The sequence below is a fragment of the Capnocytophaga canis genome (assembly GCF_043187445.1).
Classification (GTDB): Bacteria; Bacteroidota; Bacteroidia; order Flavobacteriales; family Flavobacteriaceae; genus Capnocytophaga; species Capnocytophaga canis.
The window spans coordinates 794601-817146 of sequence record NZ_CP171121.1 but is presented as its reverse complement, the minus strand read 5'-3'; the positions used below and the strand labels follow the sequence as shown (position 1 = coordinate 817146).

The 22546-nt window shown below is 40.8% G+C and carries 2 protein-coding genes; both read left to right on the top strand.

Annotated features, from left to right (window positions below; genetic code table 11):
* The first annotated feature begins 411 nt into the window (after positions 1-411).
* On the top strand, positions 412-10956 hold the full coding sequence (locus ACF3OB_RS03535; protein ID WP_392448364.1) for a gliding motility-associated C-terminal domain-containing protein: 10545 nt from the start codon (positions 412-414) through the stop codon (positions 10954-10956).
* A 434-nt stretch (positions 10957-11390) separates the two neighbouring features.
* Positions 11391-22523: an Ig-like domain-containing protein gene (locus ACF3OB_RS03530; RefSeq protein WP_392448362.1), complete on the top strand. Its 11133-nt coding sequence runs from the start codon at positions 11391-11393 to the stop codon at positions 22521-22523.
* The last annotated feature ends 23 nt before the right edge of the window (positions 22524-22546 follow it).

The window sequence follows — 22546 nt, the reverse complement described above, 5'->3', positions numbered from 1 at the left end:
TTCTGTAATTTGTGTGATATGATGAAACAAAATAGTCTTTTTTCAACTTCATTCTATTTTTTTGTTCAGCATAGTTAAAAAATTGCATTATTTTTCAAAAAAAATGTATTTTTGTCCCCTTAAAACTATGTTAAGGAATTTTATGTTAGTTTTTGATAGATGAAGTACGCATTTATAAAAAAACAATGATATTCCAACAAATTTGATTAACAAGTTATCCATTTTCACACATATAAATAATGGTCGTGTTTTAAAAAGTATGATGGAAGTTCTGATTGTCAGGCTGAGCGAAGTCGAAGCCTTATCATTACAGGGCTTCGACTTCGCTCAGCCTGACAGAAATGTCCTCTTTTTTTAAGGTATCATACTTTTTACATCACTTCCAATAATTAAAGACTAATTTTTAACTCAATGAGAATATTATTCAAACTATTTTTCTTTTTGGTGAGCCCAATGCTGTGGGCTCAGGGAAATCCTCCGACGACGTTACCAATGCCTTCGGGAGATTGTGACCCGTATTTTGATGGACTGATTAAACAGACTAAGGCAAGTGTGTTTTCACCCATTGAATCGGGTAGTAATGCGGTTATCTATTTGGATAACTCGCGTATGGCTACCGGTGTAACCTATTTTGCCATAAACAAAACCACAGGAATGTGGTTTGCAGGTAGTTATGATACTACGCTATTTATGGTTACCATTCCTGTGGGGGTTCTTACTCAGAATACCACTTTTGAAGTACACGCCATTGCAGGTGGTTGTAGTTTCAAGGTAGTAGATGATGTTACTTTTGAGGTAAAACCAACCACGGAGGTACATTTGCAAACCCGTGTGCGCGATGAGTATTGCGATAATTCGGGGGGAATTTACTACCAAATGATGGGCGATAGCAACGACAATTACAATTTTTATCACAAGCTGTCCACGCAAACCGCTTTTCAAACCGCTACCGCAGACCGAAACGACTTGCAAACCGTACAAGGTGGAAAAACCTATGTTATTCGTGCTGAGTTGAAAACCAATCCCACTACGTTTTATGAAAAAACCATAAACGTAGGCAATTTAAAAGTGCCTAACCCACCAGGGATTGAGTACGCCATTACCGCACAGCCTATACTTTGTGGGGCTAATACGGGTCGAGCCATTGTAAACATTACCAAAGGGGTGTCCTATCCGTTTACTTTTAAAATTACCTCTGGCCCTGAAACCCGACCCGAACAAAGCAGTAATGTGTTTGAAAACTTACCTGCGGGGAATTACACAATGTACGTAAAAGACGCTTGCGGGCAAGGGCGTACCCTAAATTTTAGAATTGATGGTCAAGCCTTTTATATAGGACCTATTGGAGGGTCTTCTTACATAAAACCCACTGATGAGTGTGGGCGAGGGCTTGTTAGGCTACAACGTGGTATAAAAATGGCAAGGGAACATTGGCATGCTGATGCCATTCCCTACCCGATGACGGTCTCCTATACGCTTACTTCCCCTAGTGGGGTGTCGTATGCGATGACCCGTAGTTTTAACAACCGAACTGAATTAGTAGCTTATGCAGGGTATGATCATAACCAAGAAAGTGTCTATTTCTACCACAATGTACCGACAGTAGGTAATAAAAATTTCTTTGGAGAAGGAGTGCAAATTCCGTTTGAAAAAGGCAATTGGACGCACAACTTCCAAGTAACCACCGCCTGTGGGACACACAATTTAGCCCCTCTTATTGAGAAGGTAAAAACAAAAGAGGATGATTTTAACCATTGGGCAAGGCTTAATAAAGCGTACGACTCTTGTGGTAAAACCTATATTTATGCCACTGTGGAATGGCTTCATAGATTTGTATATATGGTATTGGATGAAGCACCCATAGGATTTGACCCCGTGGCGGCAGGTTTTACAAAAAATCATCGCTTTGGAGGAAAATATTATAAATATGGTCAGTTAGCTAAGCCCGCTTTTCCCTTAGTGAGCTATCCCCATTTGTTGTTAGGAGACTATAAGTTCACCTACGTACACGCAGAATGTGGCTTTGAAGTTCAACGCCAAATTACCGTAACCGATTTGCAAAACCCCGTGGGTGTGCCCAATACAAGTCAGTTTCATAGCACCTATTATTGTGAAAATGAAAGTTATGGTATCGGATTTTTAGAAGCAGGTGGTGCAGGAGCTCCCCAGAAAATCCGTATTACGGGCTTTACCCCAGCACCAGGCACTTCGGGTACGTTTGCCGTTCCCCAAGAGTACGATTATGACCAATGGACAACAATAGTCAGTGGAAGACGCGTACTTCACAGCCTACCTTTTGGTAAATATACTCTATCGGCAATCGGTTTTGAATGTCAGCAAGATGTGGTTGATAAGGTAGTAGAAATAAAAACCCCAACGCCCGACCCCAAGGTACGTTTTTCAACGATAACAGGGTGTAAAGTACGTATTGAACTTTATGATGCGGTCAATGATAGTTACCAACGCTCCTATTGGTTGCAAGGCTATGATGAGGCACAAGCCCGTTGGGTAAATATGATTGACCCTAATGCAAGTCCTTACGGAGATATTATTTCAAATGGAAAGGAAAATAGAACCAAGGATTTAAATCATAACAACTATAAGCTCTATACCCGTTATCGGGTGGTGGAACTCACCGGCACGGTGGGGCTTCTCTCTGCGTGTCCGAAAGTGATAGGCGAATACGAAGCCCCTTCGGAGTTGCCTGTTTTGGTAGATATTGTAGGGGCTACCTGTGGGGCAAATCAGTATGAAATTATGGTGGTTGCCAGTGGTGGAACGCCTCCTTTCACTTACAAGGTGTTGAGCAGAAGTGTAGGAGGATCCTTGGATACTTCTTTTGTGCCTATTACGAATACCACAGGGAAGTTTACCGTCACGGAAACCAATCCTTCGGCTTCGTACAAATTTGCGGTGGAAGATGTCTGCAATCAGGAAACCAAAGATGTAGAAATCCGAAATATGACCCCGTTTGTCATCACCACCGACCGCACCGAGTACTGCCAAGGTACTTCGGCTACCCTTTCCGTACCCGATTTATCGTTAGCTTATACTTATGAATGGTTCCGTGAAGACGACCCAAGCACCATTTTATCCCATTCACCAACCTTGCAGGTGAGCAATCTACAAGCTACTGATTTTGCTCATAAGTACAAATTAAGAGTAGCTCCGAAAGATGCGTCTTTCACTTTGTGTATTCCTGCGGAATATGAAGTGCAGTTAACGGGCAGTACCGCAGTAGCTCCCGTGCTAACGGCGAACGCTACCGATGTGGAGTTATGTGCTTCTGAACTCAACGGAAAATCCTCTTACGACATACGTACTAATTTGTTTTCAGTGGTGCATAATGAGGCGATAACTTCGGGCTATACCAATGGTGTTATCCGAGAATTTTCAGGTATGTACCCGGTTTCACAAAACGGGCTTATGGCATTGCACAAGGATATGATACCCGTATTAGAAGGACAAACCTTTACCTTTACCTATACAATTTCCAACGCTTGTGGTTTGGAGGCTACCAAAACCGCTACTTTAACGGTTAAACGAAATATTTCGCCCAAAGACCTCTCTCCGAATGCTATTGCCTTTAACATTTGTGAGGGTGATCTAACCAATTTTGTAACTTTTGAGGCGAATCATTTTAACGATTTGACACAATATATTAAGGTTCAAAATACAGCACGAACCACCGATGTTATTGAGTTTTTCAGCGATGAGCAAGGTAATACGCCCATTCATCAGTTTGACATTGTTGCAGGCAGTAGGGATATTTTTTACAAAATAAATAGAGCCAATTATTGTTCCAGTATAGCCAGAGTAAGAATTATCAAGAATACGGCTTACAAAAAACCAGACGGAACAGAAGATCCTCGTTTGGCGGATTTGAACTATAATACTTGTGCCAACGGAGTTGTGGTAAGCGACATAAAGGCACGCTTGAAACAAATTTTTGGGAGTGAGGCAATCCCCAGAGTTTATATAATTCGTATGGTAGGAGGTAATGAAACTGCAACAGAATTACCTGATACGTATGCACTTACCACCTCGGAGGTGTACAAGTATCGTATGGAAAACGGAGGGTGTCTTTCATCGTGGAGAAACATCACCTTGAATTTCAATCAAACTAATATTGTTACACAACCCGTGTCACATATCGTTTGTTCGGGTGAGCAGGTGGTGTTAACGGCTTTAGGGGCTTCAACCTCACCACCAACCGCAGGTAAGATGATTTACAAATGGTTTGAAAGCACCTACAACGGAACGATAGGAGCTACCCAAGTACACGCTCAAACGCTCAATAGGGGAGAGGTGTCAACCTATACGCCATCTACGGCAAGTATGGGTGCAAAATACTACTTCGTGGAGGTAACCGTCGAAAATGTTTGTAACGTACCTATGTATACGAATATTGTAAAGGTAGAAGTTAAAGGAATGACGGCTTCTGTACCAACAGTAACTGCTTTATCATCAGTTCAATGTGGTGAGGATGTGAAATTTACTTTCACAGGAGTCCCCAATGAAGAAGTGCATTATACAGTAAATGGAGTAGCTTCAACCATCACTTTACCTACAAGTGGCGTTTATACGCATACGGTAAGTAATGCTACCACCACCCAAGTGCTACGTGTGGTTTCAGTGTCTAATGCTTCGGGTTGTCCAACAACACCCACTACGGGGAATGTTTACACCGTTACCGTAAACGATTTGCCAACCCCAACCATAAATGTAGTAAATGCCACTTGCGGAAATAGTGGTTCAGCAATCATTGCTAATTATGACCCTACGCTTACCTATACGTTTAGTGGTTCAGGGGTAACCCATACAGGGACAACCATTACAGGTTTTGCTTTTGGAACTACATATACGATGACGGTTTCCAACGGAACTTGTACTAAGGCGACCTCTTTTGTGGTTAATACTACGTGTACCATTGATGCAGTAGAGGATGATTTTGGTATTGTAGAAGCGAATACAACCACTACCGGAAGTATTTTAGATAACGATAAGTTGGGAACGGCTTCGGCAACTACGGCTGATGTAGATATTAAGAACGTGGTTAGTCCGCACGCCGGAATAACCATTGCTACAACAGATGGTAAAGTGAGTGTGGCTAATAACGTGCCATCAGGCGTATATACGCTTACTTATACCATTTGCGAAAAAGTAAATGGTACACCTTGCGACACGGCAACGGTAAGCATAACGGTTAAAAACATCAATGCTGATAATGATGATTTTGAGGTGTCGGCGGGAGGCAATACGGGTAGTGTGCTAAACAACGACAAATATGATGGAGAATTTTTGTCTTCAATGGTGAGTGTAACCTTAACTCCAATAGGAACGTTACCATCAGGGATAAGTTTAGACCCTATTACAGGAATAGTTCGTGTAGCTTCGGGAACGCCAAGTGGTAATTATAGCTTTAATTACGAAATTTGTTCAAAAGTAGTACCTTCTTTATGTGATGATGCTACGGTAACTATTAGGGTTAAAAACTCCATAATCGCTGATAACGATGATTTAGGACCGGTAGTATCGGGAGGTACCACTACGCAAACGGTTATTAGTAACGATAAGCTTAATGGTACGCCTGTGGTTATAGGCACAGGAGTAGGTCAGGTAACCCTTACACCAATCATTACCCCAACAGGCATTACGATAGATGCTACTAACGGAAAAGTTAGTGTTGGTAATAATGTACCGAGTGGAGTTTATACGTTGACGTATAAGATTTGTGAGAATGGAGCGACCCCTGATAATTGTGATGATGCTACGGTAACGATCACGGTTCAAAACGGCATAGTCGCCGAAGATGATGATTTAGGTACGGTAGTATCGGGTGGTACGACTACGCAGACGGTTATTACTAACGATAGATTAAATGGTACGCCTGTGGTTATAGGCACAGGTACGGGTGAGGTAACGCTTACTCCGCTTATTACCCCAACAGGCATTACGATAGATGCTACTAACGGAAAAGTTAGTGTTGGCAATAATGTACCGAGCGGAGTTTATACGTTGACGTATAAGATTTGTGAGAATGGAGCGACCCCTGATAATTGTGATGATGCTACGGTAACGGTAACCGTTCAAAACGGCATCGTAGCTGATAACGATAATTTAGGTACGGTAGTATCGGGTGGTACGACTACGCAGACGGTTATTACTAACGATAAGCTCAATGGTACGCCTGTGGTTATAGGCACAGGTACGGGTGAGGTAACGCTTACTCCAATAGTTACTCCAACGGGCATTACGTTGAATGGCGACGGAAAAGTAACGGTAGGAACGAATGTTTCGAGTGGAGTTTATACGTTGACGTATAAGATTTGTGAGAATGGAGCGACCCCTGATAATTGTGATGAAGCTACGGTAACGATCACGGTTGAAAACAGCATCGTAGCTGATAACGATGATTTAGGACCGGTAGTATCGGGAGGTACGACTACACAAACGGTTATTAGTAATGATAAGCTCAAAGGTACGCCTGTGGTTATAGGCACAGGAGTAGGTCAGGTAACGCTTACTCCGCTTATTACCCCAACGGGCATTACGTTAGATGCTACTAACGGAAAAGTAACGGTAGGAACGAATGTTTCGAGCGGAGTTTATACGTTGACGTATAAGATTTGTGAGAATGGAGCGACCCCTGATAATTGTGATGATGCTACGGTAACGGTAACGGTTGAAAACGGCATAGTCGCCGAAGATGATGATTTAGGACCGGTAGTATCGGGAGGTACGACTACACAAACGGTTATTAGTAACGATAAGCTTAATGGTACGCCTGTGGTTATAGGCACAGGAGTAGGTCAGGTAACGCTTACTCCGCTTATTACCCCAACGGGTATTACGTTAGATGGCGACGGAAAAGTAACGGTAGGAACGAATGTTTCGAGCGGAGTTTATACGTTGACCTATAAAATTTGCGAGAACGGCTCGAATCCATTGAATTGCGATGATGCTACGGTAACGATCACGGTTGAAAACAGCATCGTAGCTGATGATGATGATTTAGGTACGGTAGTATCGGGTGGTACCACTACGCAAACGGTTATTAGTAATGACAAGCTCAACGGTACGTCTGTGGTTATAGGCACAGGAGTAGGTGAGGTAACCCTTACACCAATCATTACCCCAACGGGTATTACGATAGATGCTACTAACGGAAAAGTTAGTGTTGGTAATAATGTACCGAGTGGAGTTTATACCTTGACGTATAAGATTTGTGAGAACGGAGCGACCCCTGATAACTGCGATGAAGCTACGGTAACGGTAACCGTTCAAAACGGCATCGTAGCTGATAACGATGATTTAGGACCGGTAGTATCGGGAGGTACGACTACACAAACGGTTATTAGTAATGATAAGCTCAAAGGTACGCCTGTGGTTATAGGCACAGGAGTAGGTCAGGTAACGCTTACTCCGCTTATTACCCCAACGGGCATTACGATAGATGCTACTAACGGAAAAGTAACGGTAGGAACGAATGTTTCGAGCGGAGTTTATACGTTGACGTATAAGATTTGTGAGAATGGAGCGACCCCTGATAATTGTGATGATGCTACGGTAACGGTAACGGTTGAAAACGGCATAGTCGCCGAAGATGATGATTTAGGACCGGTAGTATCGGGAGGTACCACTACGCAAACGGTTATTAGTAACGATAAGCTTAATGGTACGCCTGTGGTTATAGGCACAGGAGTAGGTCAGGTAACGCTTACTCCGCTTATTACCCCAACAGGCATTACGATAGATGCTACTAACGGAAAAGTAACGGTAGGAACGAATGTTTCGAGCGGAGTTTATACGTTGACGTATAAGATTTGTGAGAATGGAGCGACCCCTGATAATTGTGATGAAGCTACGGTAACGATCACGGTTCAAAACGGCATAGTCGCCGAAGATGATAATTTAGGACCGGTAGTATCGGGAGGTACGACTACACAAACGGTTATTAGTAACGATAAGCTTAATGGTACGCCTGTGATTATAGGCACAGGAGTAGGTCAGGTAACCCTTACACCAATCATTACCCCAACGGGTATTACCATAGATACTACGAATGGTAAAGTTAGTGTTGGTAATAATGTACCGAGCGGAGTTTATACGTTGACCTATAAAATTTGTGAGAATGGAGCGACTCCTGATAACTGCGATGCTGCTACGGTAACGGTAACCGTTCAAAACAGCATCGTAGCTGATGAAGATGATTTAGGACCGGTAGTATCGGGAGGTACCACTACACAAACGGTTATTAGTAACGATAAGCTTAATGGTACGCCTGTGGTTATAGGCACAGGAGTAGGTCAGGTAACCCTTACACCAATCATTACCCCAACGGGTATTACGTTGAATGGCGACGGAAAAGTAACGGTAGGAACGAATGTTTCGAGTGGAGTTTATACGTTGACGTATAAGATTTGTGAGAATGGAGCGACCCCTGATAATTGTGATGATGCTACGGTAACGATCACGGTTGAAAACAGCATCGTAGCTGATAACGATGATTTAGGATCGGTAGTATCGGGAGGCACAACTACGCAAACGGTTATTAGTAACGATAAGCTTAATGGTACGCCTGTGGTTATAGGTGCAGGTACGGGTCAGGTAACGCTTACTCCGCTTATTACCCCAACGGGCATTACGTTAGATGCTACTAACGGAAAAGTAACGGTAGGAACGAATGTTTCGAGCGGAGTTTATACGTTGACGTATAAGATTTGTGAGAATGGAGCGACCCCTAATAACTGCGATGATGCTACGGTAACGATCACGGTTATAGCTCCAAGCGTATCAACTATTACAGCAAATTCGGATACATTCACTTCAACGACCGCAGGTGGAGAAACTGTGGGTAGTGTCTTTACAAATGATGATTTGAACGGATTGACACCAAATAGCGGTACGGTAAGTGTAACGTTATTGACTGATGGAGGACTCACAGGAGTGGTAATTAATACTGATGGTAAATTATTGATTCCATCGACAACAGCTACCGAGACCAAGACATACACATTGACATATTCAATCTGTGAGAAAGATGGTGTAGGTAATGCTACTTCCAATTGTGCGAATTCAACGATAGAGATTGTAATTCCTGTCGTGCCAAGCGTATTAAATATCACTGCGAATACCGATACGTTTACAGTTACCACTTCGACCAATACGCAAATAGTAGGAAATGTGTTGGATAATGATAGGCTTGGTACGAACACACCAACAACATCTGATGTAACGATAACGGTAACGTCAACCCCAACTGGAACAATCGTACCGAACTTAGACCCTGTAACAGGAAATGTTACGGTACCATCAGGTACTCCAACGGGAACGTATACGATAGGTTATAGCATCTGTACAAAATCAGGAACGATTACGTGCGACACAGCTACGGTAACTGTAATAGTTACTTCGGTAACAACCCCTACGGTAATCACGGCTACTGATGATGTAGTAACTGTAACGACCACTCAAAGTGGAACAGTAGTGAACGTATTGGATAACGACAAGCTTGGTACAAACACACCGACAACATCTGATATAACGATAACTGTAACGTCAACCCCAACAGGAGCGATAGTACCGAACTTAGACCCTGTAACAGGAAATGTTATGGTGCCGTCAGGTACGCCAACGGGAACGTATACGATAGGTTATAGCATCTGTACAAAATCAGGAACGATTATGTGCGACACAGCTACGGTAACTGTAATAGTTACTGCGGTAACAACCCCTACGGTAATCACGGCTACTGACGACCCTGTAACTGTAACGACCACTCAAAGTGGAACAGTAGTGAACGTATTGGATAACGACAAGCTTGGTACAAACACACCGACAACATCTGATGTAACGATAACTGTAACGTCAACCCCAACAGGAGCGATAGTACCGAACTTAGACCCTGTAACAGGAGATGTTACGGTACCATCAGGTACACCAACGGGAACGTATACGATAGGTTATAGAATCTGTACAAAATCAGGAACGATTACCTGCGACACAGCTACTGTAGTAATAACAGTTACAGCGGTAACGACCCCTACAGTAGTCACTGCTACTGACGACCCAGTAACTGTAACGACCTCTCAAAGTGGAACTGTAGTTAACGTATTGGATAATGATAAAATTGGTACAAAAACGCCAACAACATCTGATGTAACGATAACTGTAACGTCAACCCCAACGGGAGCGATAGTACCGAACTTAGACCCTGTAACAGGAAATGTTATGGTGCCGTCAGGTACTCCAACGGGAACGTATACGATAGGTTATAGCATCTGTACAAAATCAGGAACGATTACTTGTGATACTGCTACAGTAACGATAGTAGTTACAGAGGTAACAACCTCAACGACACCTGTAGTAGCGAAAGATGATGTTGAACAGACGGTAGTTGATACACCTGTTACGGTTAAAGTAGTATCTAATGATGAGCATGTGCCTACGCAAGGAACCTTGACTATTGTTACGCAACCTAAAAACGGAAAGGTTGTTATCAATGACAATGGAACGACTAATGATCCGTCGGATGATGATGTTGTTTACACACCTAGCCGAGGTTATGCAGGGGTAGACAGTTTCGAGTATGAGCTTTGCGATACGATGGGTAACTGTTCTATAGCTAAGGTAACGATAACGGTGTTGGATGAAGTTATACCTTATAATGCTATTTCTGTGAATGGAGATGGATTGAATGATTACTTCCATATTCAAGGTATAGAGAGATATCCTAATAATACGGTTCGTATTTACAATCGTTGGGGAGTTAAGGTATTTGAGACGAAAGGCTATGATAATGTTAATAGAGTATTCCGAGCGATTTCAAACGGACGAGTAACGATTGAAGCTGCTGAGAAATTGCCACAAGGTACGTATTACTATATCATTGAATACACCGATAACAACAACAAGAAACATACGAAAGGAAGTTGGTTGTATATTAAGAAGTAACCGCTGACTGAATAAGAGAAAGAGAGATTATCCTAAACGGGTAATCTCTCTTTTTTAGTCAAGTCTTGAGAAACCGAAGAATTGATATGTTTTCTTCGTTTTGCAGGACTTACTACATTCTACTAATTCACTTTTGAATATACTTCATAAAAATTTTACAGAGTGACATAAGAAATAAATAACATGAATGGTTATAGCTTTATTACTTTTACAATTTTAATAAGCAAAATTATTTCTCAATAATTTAATCTCTAATTGTTAAATTTTTAAGATTTATCTTGGAAAGTTTTTCAGTATTTTTATTGAATCTGTAATTTGGGTTAATAAAATGCAAAAGATGAGTGTATATATATCGTTTATGGAATAATTGTCGTAATTTTGTACCCATTTCACTACCCACATTTTGGGCTAAAAATAAACGTAACGTTTTACTTATGAAAAAACTAATTTTAAAATTATTTTTGTTGTTATTCGGTTTAGGGCAAGGAATGGCTCAAAGTTTAGGTACTCCAGTAACAACTTCAGGAGGGCAATCAATTGCCGAAAATGGTTTTAAGGCAGGTATCTTGACTGTGAGAGCAAATTTTTCGACATCTGCCTCAGAAGCACTTATTACTGTCACTTTCCCACAAGGAATGCACTACGATGGTAATTTAACTTTAGTCAGTGGATTGCCTGTACAGGAGTACAATATTTCCGATACACGGAGACCTGTATTTAAAATCACAGGTATCACAGGAGCTTCAGAGGCAACTTTTTCTATTGCCAAAAAAGTAACACCACAAATTATGCAGTCTCTTAACTCAGGATTAAAGGATGAAATAACAATGAGCGTGGACGGGAATGCAGTTGCACCTGCACATACCGATCCTTACATATTGAAATATCCTGTGTTAGCAATAGAAGGGGAAAGTACTACAGCCCTTCCTACACATGAAAATGCATCTGGGACAAGTTCTCAGAAATTTAGAATTAAAAATACGGGAGATGGTATTGTGAAAGATATTTATTTCGCTGTGCAATATCCTGCTGGAATTACGGGTAATTCAATTTCTTACGAAGGAATGGATTTATCTCCAGTAGCAACTTTTACTCCTGCGGGTACGTCTATTTCTTTACAACTGTATAAGGTAAATGTACCTACTGGTGTGGCTCGTAATGGCAGTATTCTTGTTACAGAAAATTATACAGTAACGGGTTGTGATGCTAACCGTCAAAATAAGTATTTTGCTATGTGGGGTAGTTCTCAAAATCAAAACGATTTTTATCAAACGATTTCCAACTCACGTACCATTAACGTCGAATCGGGAACACCGAATATCACGATAATGAATAACGGAAATGAGACTTATTTTACATGGATAGATGGACTTGGAGGAAATGAAGTAGGACAATATAATGTGACATTTTTAAATAATGGTTCTGGAAATGCCACAGCTTATGATGTATTATTTAAATATCGAGAGTATTCGTGGATAGCATTTGACAAGCATCAAATTTCGGATTTACGAATTGTCGCTACTGATGGAACAGAGATTGGAATCCCTATTCCCACTACTCCTTTACCTGAAAAAAATGAAGCTAATAATCCTGCTTTTCGTACACGTGAAATTCCTTTTCGTGATATATCAGAATTGAATGTAGCTTTTTTGGCAGGAAAAAATATTGGACTTTCGGATATTGACGGGGATGGTTATGCAGATGATTGGCCAAAAAATGCAAAGGTTACGCTTCGATTTAAACTTAAAAAAGTAGCTCCTGTTAATTGTTTGTTAAAACATGAATCAGGTCAGTTTTCTATAAACCCAATAGCGCTATTTGATTATAAGGATGCTTGTGCACAAAGCATATCCTCTCCTGAAATAACAATGACTGCTGCAATGAGTAGGACTATGTTTGGAATTTTAGATTCTTCAAAATTGCCAGATGTTCTTTCTTTGAATCAACCACGTTCAGCGTATTTAATTTTTGGAAATCACTCTTATAGTAGTGCTGAGCGTGAGCAAGGGAAAAGTTGGGGATATACGCCTGTAGGATACACGTATCAAGTTAAATTACCCCCCAATTTGTCAATGAAAAATGTGCGTTTGGTTAAAAAACCGCATTACTCTTACGATGATACAAATAGTACAGATCCTGCTATAAAGGTTGATTTACCAGATGTGGCGGCTGGAACAACGTTTTCTCATACGTTTACTTCTACTACGTGGGAAAAAGGATATATTGCTTTTGATTTGGAATTAGTAAGTTGTACTGGTGTTAATTCTGGAGAGATTGAATATACTATATATCATATAGATAGTTATGGAAAATCACATCAGTACGCTATGGAGTTTGTTTGTAGTAAAAAACAGATAGCCTATGATTGTCCTGATACTGGCTGTAATAATGCACCTCGTATGGTAAGCACGAAAACTGAACGAGCTGAGAATTCCTATGGGTGGAAAGATTGGACAATGAATGAACGAATGCAGCGTAGCGATTACACCAATGAGTTGGAGTTATCACGAGCCTTGTATTTAGATGATATTGAAGTTACTGCCGAAGGTGAAGCTCAAGGGAATTTTAATGATCTTTACTACCATTGGGAAGTGAAAAAAGGAACTCGTTTGGTGCCAAAAAGTTTGAAGTTTACCATCATGCGTGGAGGTGTTGAAATAGTAAATCAAACCTTACAGGCGAACAGTACATTCCCAATTAAGTCGACAGAAAATTGGAGTGGCGAAAATACCGGATTTTTATGGAATCTAACGCCTTACTTACCATCTGATAAGATGAGAAATGGCGACCAATTTAAAGTTGTAGCTACATATCAACTTACCAGTGGTGCAGGTTCTAAAAATACAGCTTATGATGTTCAATCATCTAACGAATCTTACTTTTATACGCACGCTACCAATAAAGAATACTGTGGTGTGAAACAAATACCAACATTTTATGTAGCAGGGACTTATGAGTTGTTGGGAACAAATTCCTATGAAATAAAAGGTTGTGTCGAAACTGCCATTGGTTCCAACCAAGTGTATATGGCACGTAGGTCAAATACAGCAGGAACTTATTTTTCTCAAGAGTTTCGCCCTGGTCGTTTGATAAAAGATATTAAGCTGACTTATCCCAGCTCTTATAAAATCGTTAAAATCGAATACGAGTTTAGACAAAAAGACGCTCACGTAGTTTCTGGTTACAAGGATATTACAAGTTATTTTTCATCAACCGACAATGGAACTAATAAGGTGTATACTTTTACCAACCCTACTGACAGAAATAATCCTCAACATCTTCACGCAGGTGAAATTTCCGTTGAGAATGATTATAATGCTACTTTAAAAGTTACGCTTCAAGCTTCGTGTGGTTCAAAAACTGATAATACTGAAAAAGCAAAAGCTGAGATTAATTACTACGATTATTATTACCATTATGCAGCAAATGGAGGAGAAAAAGTTGAAAATAAAAAATTGGAAGGAATCTTGCGTTATTCTGAAAAACCAGGTGTTGCATTAACTTCTGTAACTCCCCTTACACTTCGTGTAAACACCAAGCAACAAGAAGTAGAGGTAGAGTTAAACAATTCCAGTTTGACGGATGCTCCTTATACTTGGTTGTCAATTCCGGATATACAGGGAGTTAAAGTGTTAGAATTAATTGATTCCAATACTAATATACCAGTTCTCCGTCAAACGGGTATTTCTGGTGAGTCTATGTTCTTTTTGAGTCAAGCTGGTTTGGCTAAAGGGGCTAAGAAGAAGTATAAAATCAGATTTGAAATGACCAATTGTGCCGATACGTCTTTTGATGTATATGCAGGTTGGAATTGTTCCGAGTATCCTATAAGAGGGTATCAGCATACTTGTAATGAAAACAAGGTAACTTATACACTCAATGTGGTACAAAGTGTGATACAAATTACTCCCGAAAACACTAATCCAGGTGTGGGAGGTAATTCGAATACGATTGCAATGTGTTCAAAAACACCTTATAAATATATCATTAATAGTGCGGGGGAAGGAAACATTGAAAAACCTAAAGTGGTTATTGTTAAAGAAGCAGGGCTATTAATTTCGGATTTTGTGGTAACCTATCCGTATGGTTCTTCCAATAATTATACGTTGACACCTTCCGTAAGTGGTAATCTGATAACCTATGACCTTTCAGGAGTTGTAGCAGCAGGAAATATATTACCAGGAAGTATTGCTGAAGGTACTGAAAATAACCGACGTGTGGGAGTAGCCTTTAATGTTCAACCCGATTGCGATTTTGTTTCAGGTTCGTCTTTTGATGTAGACATGACTGGATTCAATATTTGTGGTAATGAAGTGGAGGGAGACAAAAATACAGTGATTACGGCAGGTATAACTGGTGTAGTTTCCAATCAATACAAGGTAGATAATGTTTTGAAAAAACTTAGCGGTAATGCTAACTACTGCGTTGGTTTGGCTCTTTCACCTCCTTCATTTGCTAAATTTGAAGGAAAACATGTTATTACAAGAGAGCCAGGAGCCACATCTTTTGTAGCAACCCAATCAGGTGGAGAAGTGATCGTACGTATCCCGAAAGGGTTTGAATACGTACCGGATACGTTTGTAGCAACAGGAAAAAATGTTGGAGCTACTTTTTCTGATCCTGTTTTAGCAACTACTCCTATTACCTCTGTTGGAGATGGAGAAACCGAGTTACATATTGCGATTCCTGCGGGTATGCAAGACACAAATTTCTTTACCTATACTATTGAAGTACGTCAAAAAGCGAATTTTGTCATTGAAAATTGTGCAGTAACTCAAAAGTTAAAGTATTATACAGTTGATAAAGTAAGTGGAATACCATGTGGAACAATGAATTGCCCTTCAATAACTGTTGAAACTTCCCGTCAGCGTGGCGAAGTGGTTATTCCAATGGATCGAGCGGAACTTAGAATTAAGGATATTCAGTTTATTTCGTCCGTAGAAAGCAATAAAGAAAGAGTAAACATAACTTACAAGATAGAGAATACATCTAGCGTTGCTTATACAGGAAATTTAGTGGTAACCTTGTTTGATGATGTTGATAATAACGGAAATGTCACTGATGCTGAAAAGGTACAGGATTTTACGCTTACTAATTTGAGTGTTCCCGCTAACACAACTTCTGTACAGCAAACGCTTCAAATTTTATTACCACAGGATAAACTATGCCGTTTGCATTTAGCAATTAGAAGTTCGTCGAATCCTTGTTTATGTAATGAGGATTTGGAAAAAATCATCGAAGCACCTACGAAAATAACAGGTTTGGTGTCTGATTTCCAGGTTTGCGAAGGAGTAGGACAACAAATTGTTTATAACGTAGAGGCTCCTGATTATGAGGATTATAAGTGGGAAGCAGTAACACCGGGAGCTTTGGCTTATTTATCAAGTGCTGTTGTGAAGAATCCAATTTTCACCTATTCAGGATCAAGTCTTTCGGCACCGCTTACCGTAACTTATACTCTAACTGTAAGACGAACCAACGGCTGTGAGGCTACACAAACCGTAACGGTAACAGTTAAGCCTTCTCCTGCCTTTACGGTAGCTACGCCACAAAATTTCTGTGATGCAGCCACTGTTTTGGATTTGAAAAAACGTATTAACGCTACTGCTTTCAATACTATTAAGGTTTATAGCGGAAATATGCTACTGAACGACGCTACGCCATTAACACACGCAACTACCTATCAGGCAACACAAATACAGGCGGGTCAATGCGAAAGTGTGAAAGCTAATGTGTTGGTAAATGTCTATGCCACACCGAGTGTTCCTGTAGTACAAGTGGCTAATGCTCAATGTGGAATAAATGGTACGACAGCTACAATCACTAACTACGATAGCAATTTTACTTATACTTTAACCCCGAACGATGCTACCCTAAGTGGGAATACCATTACAGGTATGGTACTCGGAACAAGTTATACGTTAGAAGTTAGAAATGGAACTTGTACAGTAGCCTCTACACCTTTCCAAGCTAAGGTAGCACTTGCTGTTCCGATACCTCCTGTGGTTACCAATCAAGTATTTTGTGCTTCTACGGATACAGTAACCTTTGTGGCAACTCCAATGGCAGGACATACGTTACGTTGGTATGATACGGCTACATCGCCTACTCAACTGGCCGCCACACCTACAGTTTCACGCAATGTAACGGCTAATACAGTTACCACTAAATACGTAAGCCAAGTAAATGCAGAGGGGTGTGAGAGTGGTAGAGTTGCAGTAACCATCACTATTGATGATACTCAAGCTCCTGTAATTGATAATTTAGCAGATTTGACGATTAGTTGTGAAGCACCGAATATAGATACTCAGGTAAGTGGTTGGCTATCAAGTGTTAATGTGACTGATGCTTGTGGAGTGGTGGCTACTATCACAAATAATTACTCTGCAGTTAAGCCTATGGATTTGTGTAATGTAACAGGTAATACGATAACGGTAACCATCACAGCAACAGATACTTTTGGTAATACATCGACTAAAACGGCGTTTGTTAGATTAGTAACTATTGACGCTGTTGATGATTTGCTTATAGAGGTTGATGCACTTAGTCCTTTGCGTACGTCTACAACGACGATATTGTCGAATGATACTTTAGGAACTGCATCGGCAACGTCTACCAATGTAACTATTACACAAATAGCCACTACCGACCCGCGTGTAACAATTGACACGGCAACGGGTAAAGTACAAGTGAACAGTGATTCTGTTCCTACAGGAATATATACGATTACTTATCGTATCTGTGAAAGAGTAAATGATATGCCTTGTGATACGGCGACGGTAACGGTAAAAGTAATAAACATCAATACAGGAGATGATGAATTTACGTATGAAAACGGATCTCTTTCAGGAAGTGGAAATATATTGGATAATGATAAGTATAACGGAACGATTCCAAGCATACCTGTAGAGGTAGATCTGACAACATCAGCACTTCCAGAAGGCATAACGGTAAGTCCAACGGGAGATATTCTTGTAAGTAACGCTAAAAGTGGAATATATACCTTTACGTATCAGCTTTGTTCGAAAGTATTTACGGACGTTTGTGATTCGGCGACTGTAACTATAACAGTAAAAAATAGGATAGAAGCCAATGATGACGACAATGGAGATTCTGTAAACGGTTATAATTTAGTACCTAACAGTACGATAGATATTTTTGCTAATGATAGGTTAGACGGAAAAGGAGTGAGTTCACAAACTGTCACCATAACCACACATACGTCATTGCCTGTTGGAGTAACTATTGATGTTAACGGAAAAGTAACCATTGGTAGTGATACCCCTACGGGATTACATTCGTTTACTTACACTCTTTGTGAAAAAGGCGTCACACCAGCGAACTGTGATACAGCAAAAGTTATTTTCACTGTTAAAAATATCGACGCTGTTGATGATGATTTTGGAGTTCAAACTGTAGGAACGACCACGAAGACAGTGTTTGAAAACGACAAGTTGAATGGAGTATCACCAACGAGTGCGACGGTAAGTGTGACATCTGCGAATTTACCAATTGGAGTAACACTTAATTCGGATGGTACGTTAACGATAGGAAATACAGCTTCATCGGGTACACATACGTTTACTTATACTATTTGTGATAAGGCAAATACAGGTATTTGCGATACAGCTACAGCTACGATTACGATTAAGAAAGTGACAGCTACTGATGATTCTTATTTGGTAACGAACACAACGGCAACCCAAACGGTAGGTAACGTATTGGATAATGACAAGGTAGGAACGCAAACGGCTACGACCACTTTGGTAACTATCGACAATATCCAAAATCCTACGGGCACGAACGTACCTGTTTTGGGCACGAACGGAAACATCACGATTCCACAAGGAACTTTACCAAACATTTATACGATAACGTATGAAATATGCTTGTCAGGAGGCACTACGGATTGTGATACTGCGGAAGTACAAGTTGTTGTAGGAACGCCTACGTTAACAGTTGCTAACGATACCTATACGGCTACGACAATTGCTACTCCTAGGGTAGTGGGTAATGTGTTGAGCAATGACGAGATTAATGGTCATACCCCTGTATTGCCTTCGTTTGTGAATATAGGAGTTAAACAACCGGCGACCCCTATTGGAGCGGGAGTGCCCCCTACTTTATCAACCATTACGGGAGATGTAGAAGTACCTACCAATACCCCTGCAGGAGTTTATACGATAGTGTATGAATTGTGTCCTAAGGGTATTGTTACGGGTTCAGCATCTTGCAAAACAGCGACGGTGACAGTGACAGTATCCGCACCTGAGATAGTGGCATTGCCAAATGCCTATACGGTAACGACAACGACCACGACCCAAACGGTAGGTAATGTATTGGATAATGATAGTTTAGGCGGAGCTTCCGTAAGCACTTCAACGGTGACCTTAACTCCGGGTGCGTTTACACATCCTAATATCACAATGGGTACGGACGGAAACATAACGATTTCACCGAACACGCCATCAGGTACGTACACAGGTACTTATACGATTTGTGATAGAGTGAATACGAGCAACTGTACAAGCACTACGGTAACGATAGTAGTTACAGCTGTAACAACCCCTACGGTAATCACGGCTACTGACGACCCAGTAACTGTAACGACCACTCAGAGTGGAACAGTAGTTAACGTATTGGATAATGATAAAATTGGCACGAACACACCGACAACATCTGATGTAACGATAACGGTAACTTCAACTCCAACTGGAACAATCGTACCGAACTTAGACCCATCGACAGGAAATGTTACGGTACCATCAGGTACGCCAACGGGAACGTATGTTATAGGCTATGAAATCTGTACAAAATCAGGAACGACTACTTGTGCTACGGCTACTGTAGTAATAACAGTTACGGAGGTAGTAACACCAACAAATACGACTGTAGCGAAAGATGACTTTAGAACTACTTATGTAAATACTCAAGTTTCAGGAAGTGTAGCAGCGAACGATTTAGATCCTGAGGGAGATACGCAAGTATGGACAACACAAACAAATACATTAGGAGGACATAGCTTTGTGTTGAACGCAGACGGAACATATACGTTTACTCCTTCTACAGGTTTTGTAGGAACAGTATCTTATACATATGAAGTATGTGATAATGGAACACCTCAAGCATGTGCTACGGCGACGGTTTACATCTCAGTGAAGCAAGTAGCTACGCCTACAGCGAATACAGATACGTTTACAGTTACCACTTCGACCAACACGCAAACAGTAGGAAACGTGTTGGATAACGACAAGCTTGGTACAAAAACGCCAACAACATCTGATGTAACGATAACGGTAACGTCAACCCCTACGGGAACAATCGTACCGAACTTAGACCCTGTAACAGGAGATGTTACGGTACCATCAGGTACACCAACGGGAACGTATGTTATAGGTTATGAAATCTGTACAAAAGTAGGAACGATTACCTGCGACACAGCTACGGTAACTGTAATAGTTACTGCGGTAACAACCCCTACGGTAATCACGGCTACTGACGACCCAGTAACTGTAACGACCACTCAAAGTGGAACTGTAGTTAACGTATTGGATAATGATAAAATTGGTACAAAAACGCCGACAACATCTGATGTAACGATAACTGTAACGTCAACCCCAACAGGAACAGTTGTACCGAACTTAGACCCTGTAACAGGAGATGTTACGGTACCATCAGGTACTCCAACGGGAACATATACAATTGGTTATGAGATTTGTACAAAATCAGGAACGATTACTTGTGCTACGGCTACTGTAGTAATAACAGTTACGGAGGTAGTAACACCAACAAATACGACTGTAGCGAAAGATGATATTAATAATACTTATGTAAATACTCAAGTTTCAGGAAGTGTAGGAACGAACGATTTAGATCCTCAGGGAGATACGCAAGTATGGACAACACAAACAAATACAGTAGGAGGACATAGCTTTGTGTTGAACTCAGACGGAACATATACGTTTACTCCTTCTACAGGTTTTGTAGGAACGGTATCTTATACGTATGAAGTATGTGATAACGGAACACCGCAGGCATGTGCAACAGCTACGATAAGTATCCAAGTATTACCGAAAGGAATCAATAGTTTGGTTGCGAATGATGACACAGCTGTTACTAAAGTAAATACAGGTGTTTTGATAAGCGTGTTGTCGAATGACTTTGATCCAGAAGGAGATACTTTCAGTGTAACGAAACATACGAATCCATCTCATGGAACAGTTGTTTTGAATGCTGACGGAACATTCACATATACACCAACAACAGACTTTGTAGGAGAAGATGAGTTCACTTACATCATTTGTGATGGTAATGTAACGTCTACTTGTGCAACAGCGAGAGTACATGTGTCTGTGGTATCTACAACAACTAATATTACAGTTGCTAATGACGATGCTTACAATACGGATGTTAATGTAGCAGTAGTAGGAAATGTGTTGAATAATGACACCGACCCAGAGGGCGATACAGTAACTACTACAGTGGTAACAACTCCTTCTAATGGAACGTTGAGTTTGAGTACAGATGGTACGTTTACGTATACACCGACTACGAACTTTGTAGGGACAGACTCCTTTACGTATAGAGTTTGTGATAGTGGAACTCCACAGGCATGTGATGAAGCTACGGTTTACATTACGGTTAAAGGAGTTGTAGCTACGCCTACAGCGAATACAGATACGTTTACAGCCACGACTTCGACCAACACGCAAACAGTAGGAAACGTATTGGATAACGACAAGCTTGGTGCAAAAACACCAACAACATCTGATGTAACGATAACTGTAACGTCAACCCCAACAGGAACAATCGTACCGAACTTAGACCCATCGACAGGAAATGTTACGGTACCATCAGGTACGCCAACGGGAACGTATGTTATAGGTTATGAAATCTGTACGAAATCAGGAACGATTACTTGTGATACTGCTACAGTAACGATAGTAGTTACAGAGGTAACAACTCCAACGACACCTGTAGTAGCGAAAGATGATGTTGAACAGACGGTAGTTGATACACCTGTTGCGGTTAAAGTAGTATCTAATGATGAGCATGTGCCTACGCAAGGAACTTTGACTATTGTTACGCAACCTAAAAACGGAACGGTTGTTATCAATAACAATGGAACGACTAATGATCCGTCAGATGATGAGGTTGTTTACACACCTAACCGAGGTTATGCAGGAGTAGACAGTTTCGAGTATGGGCTTTGCGATACGATGGGTAACTGTTCTATAGCTAAGGTAACGATAACGGTGTTGGATGAAGTTATACCTTATAATGCTATTTCTGTGAATGGAGATGGATTGAATGATTACTTCCATATTCAAGGTATAGAGAGATATCCTAATAATACGGTTCGTATTTACAATCGTTGGGGAGTTAAGGTATTTGAGACGAAAGGCTATGATAATGTTAATAGAGTATTCCGAGCGATTTCAAACGGACGAGTAACGATTGAAGCTGCTGAGAAATTGCCACAAGGTACGTATTACTATATCATTGAATACACGGATAACAACAACAAGAAACATACGAAAGGAAGTTGGTTGTATATTAAGAAGTAACCACTGACAGAATAAGTGAAAGA

Excerpts from the sequence above, each read along its gene's own strand:
- ACF3OB_RS03535 (WP_392448364.1), top strand. The coding sequence starts at position 412 with ATGAGAATATTATTCAAACTATTTTTCTTTTTGGTGAGCCCAATGCTG.
- ACF3OB_RS03530 (WP_392448362.1), top strand. The coding sequence starts at position 11,391 with ATGAAAAAACTAATTTTAAAATTATTTTTGTTGTTATTCGGTTTAGGG.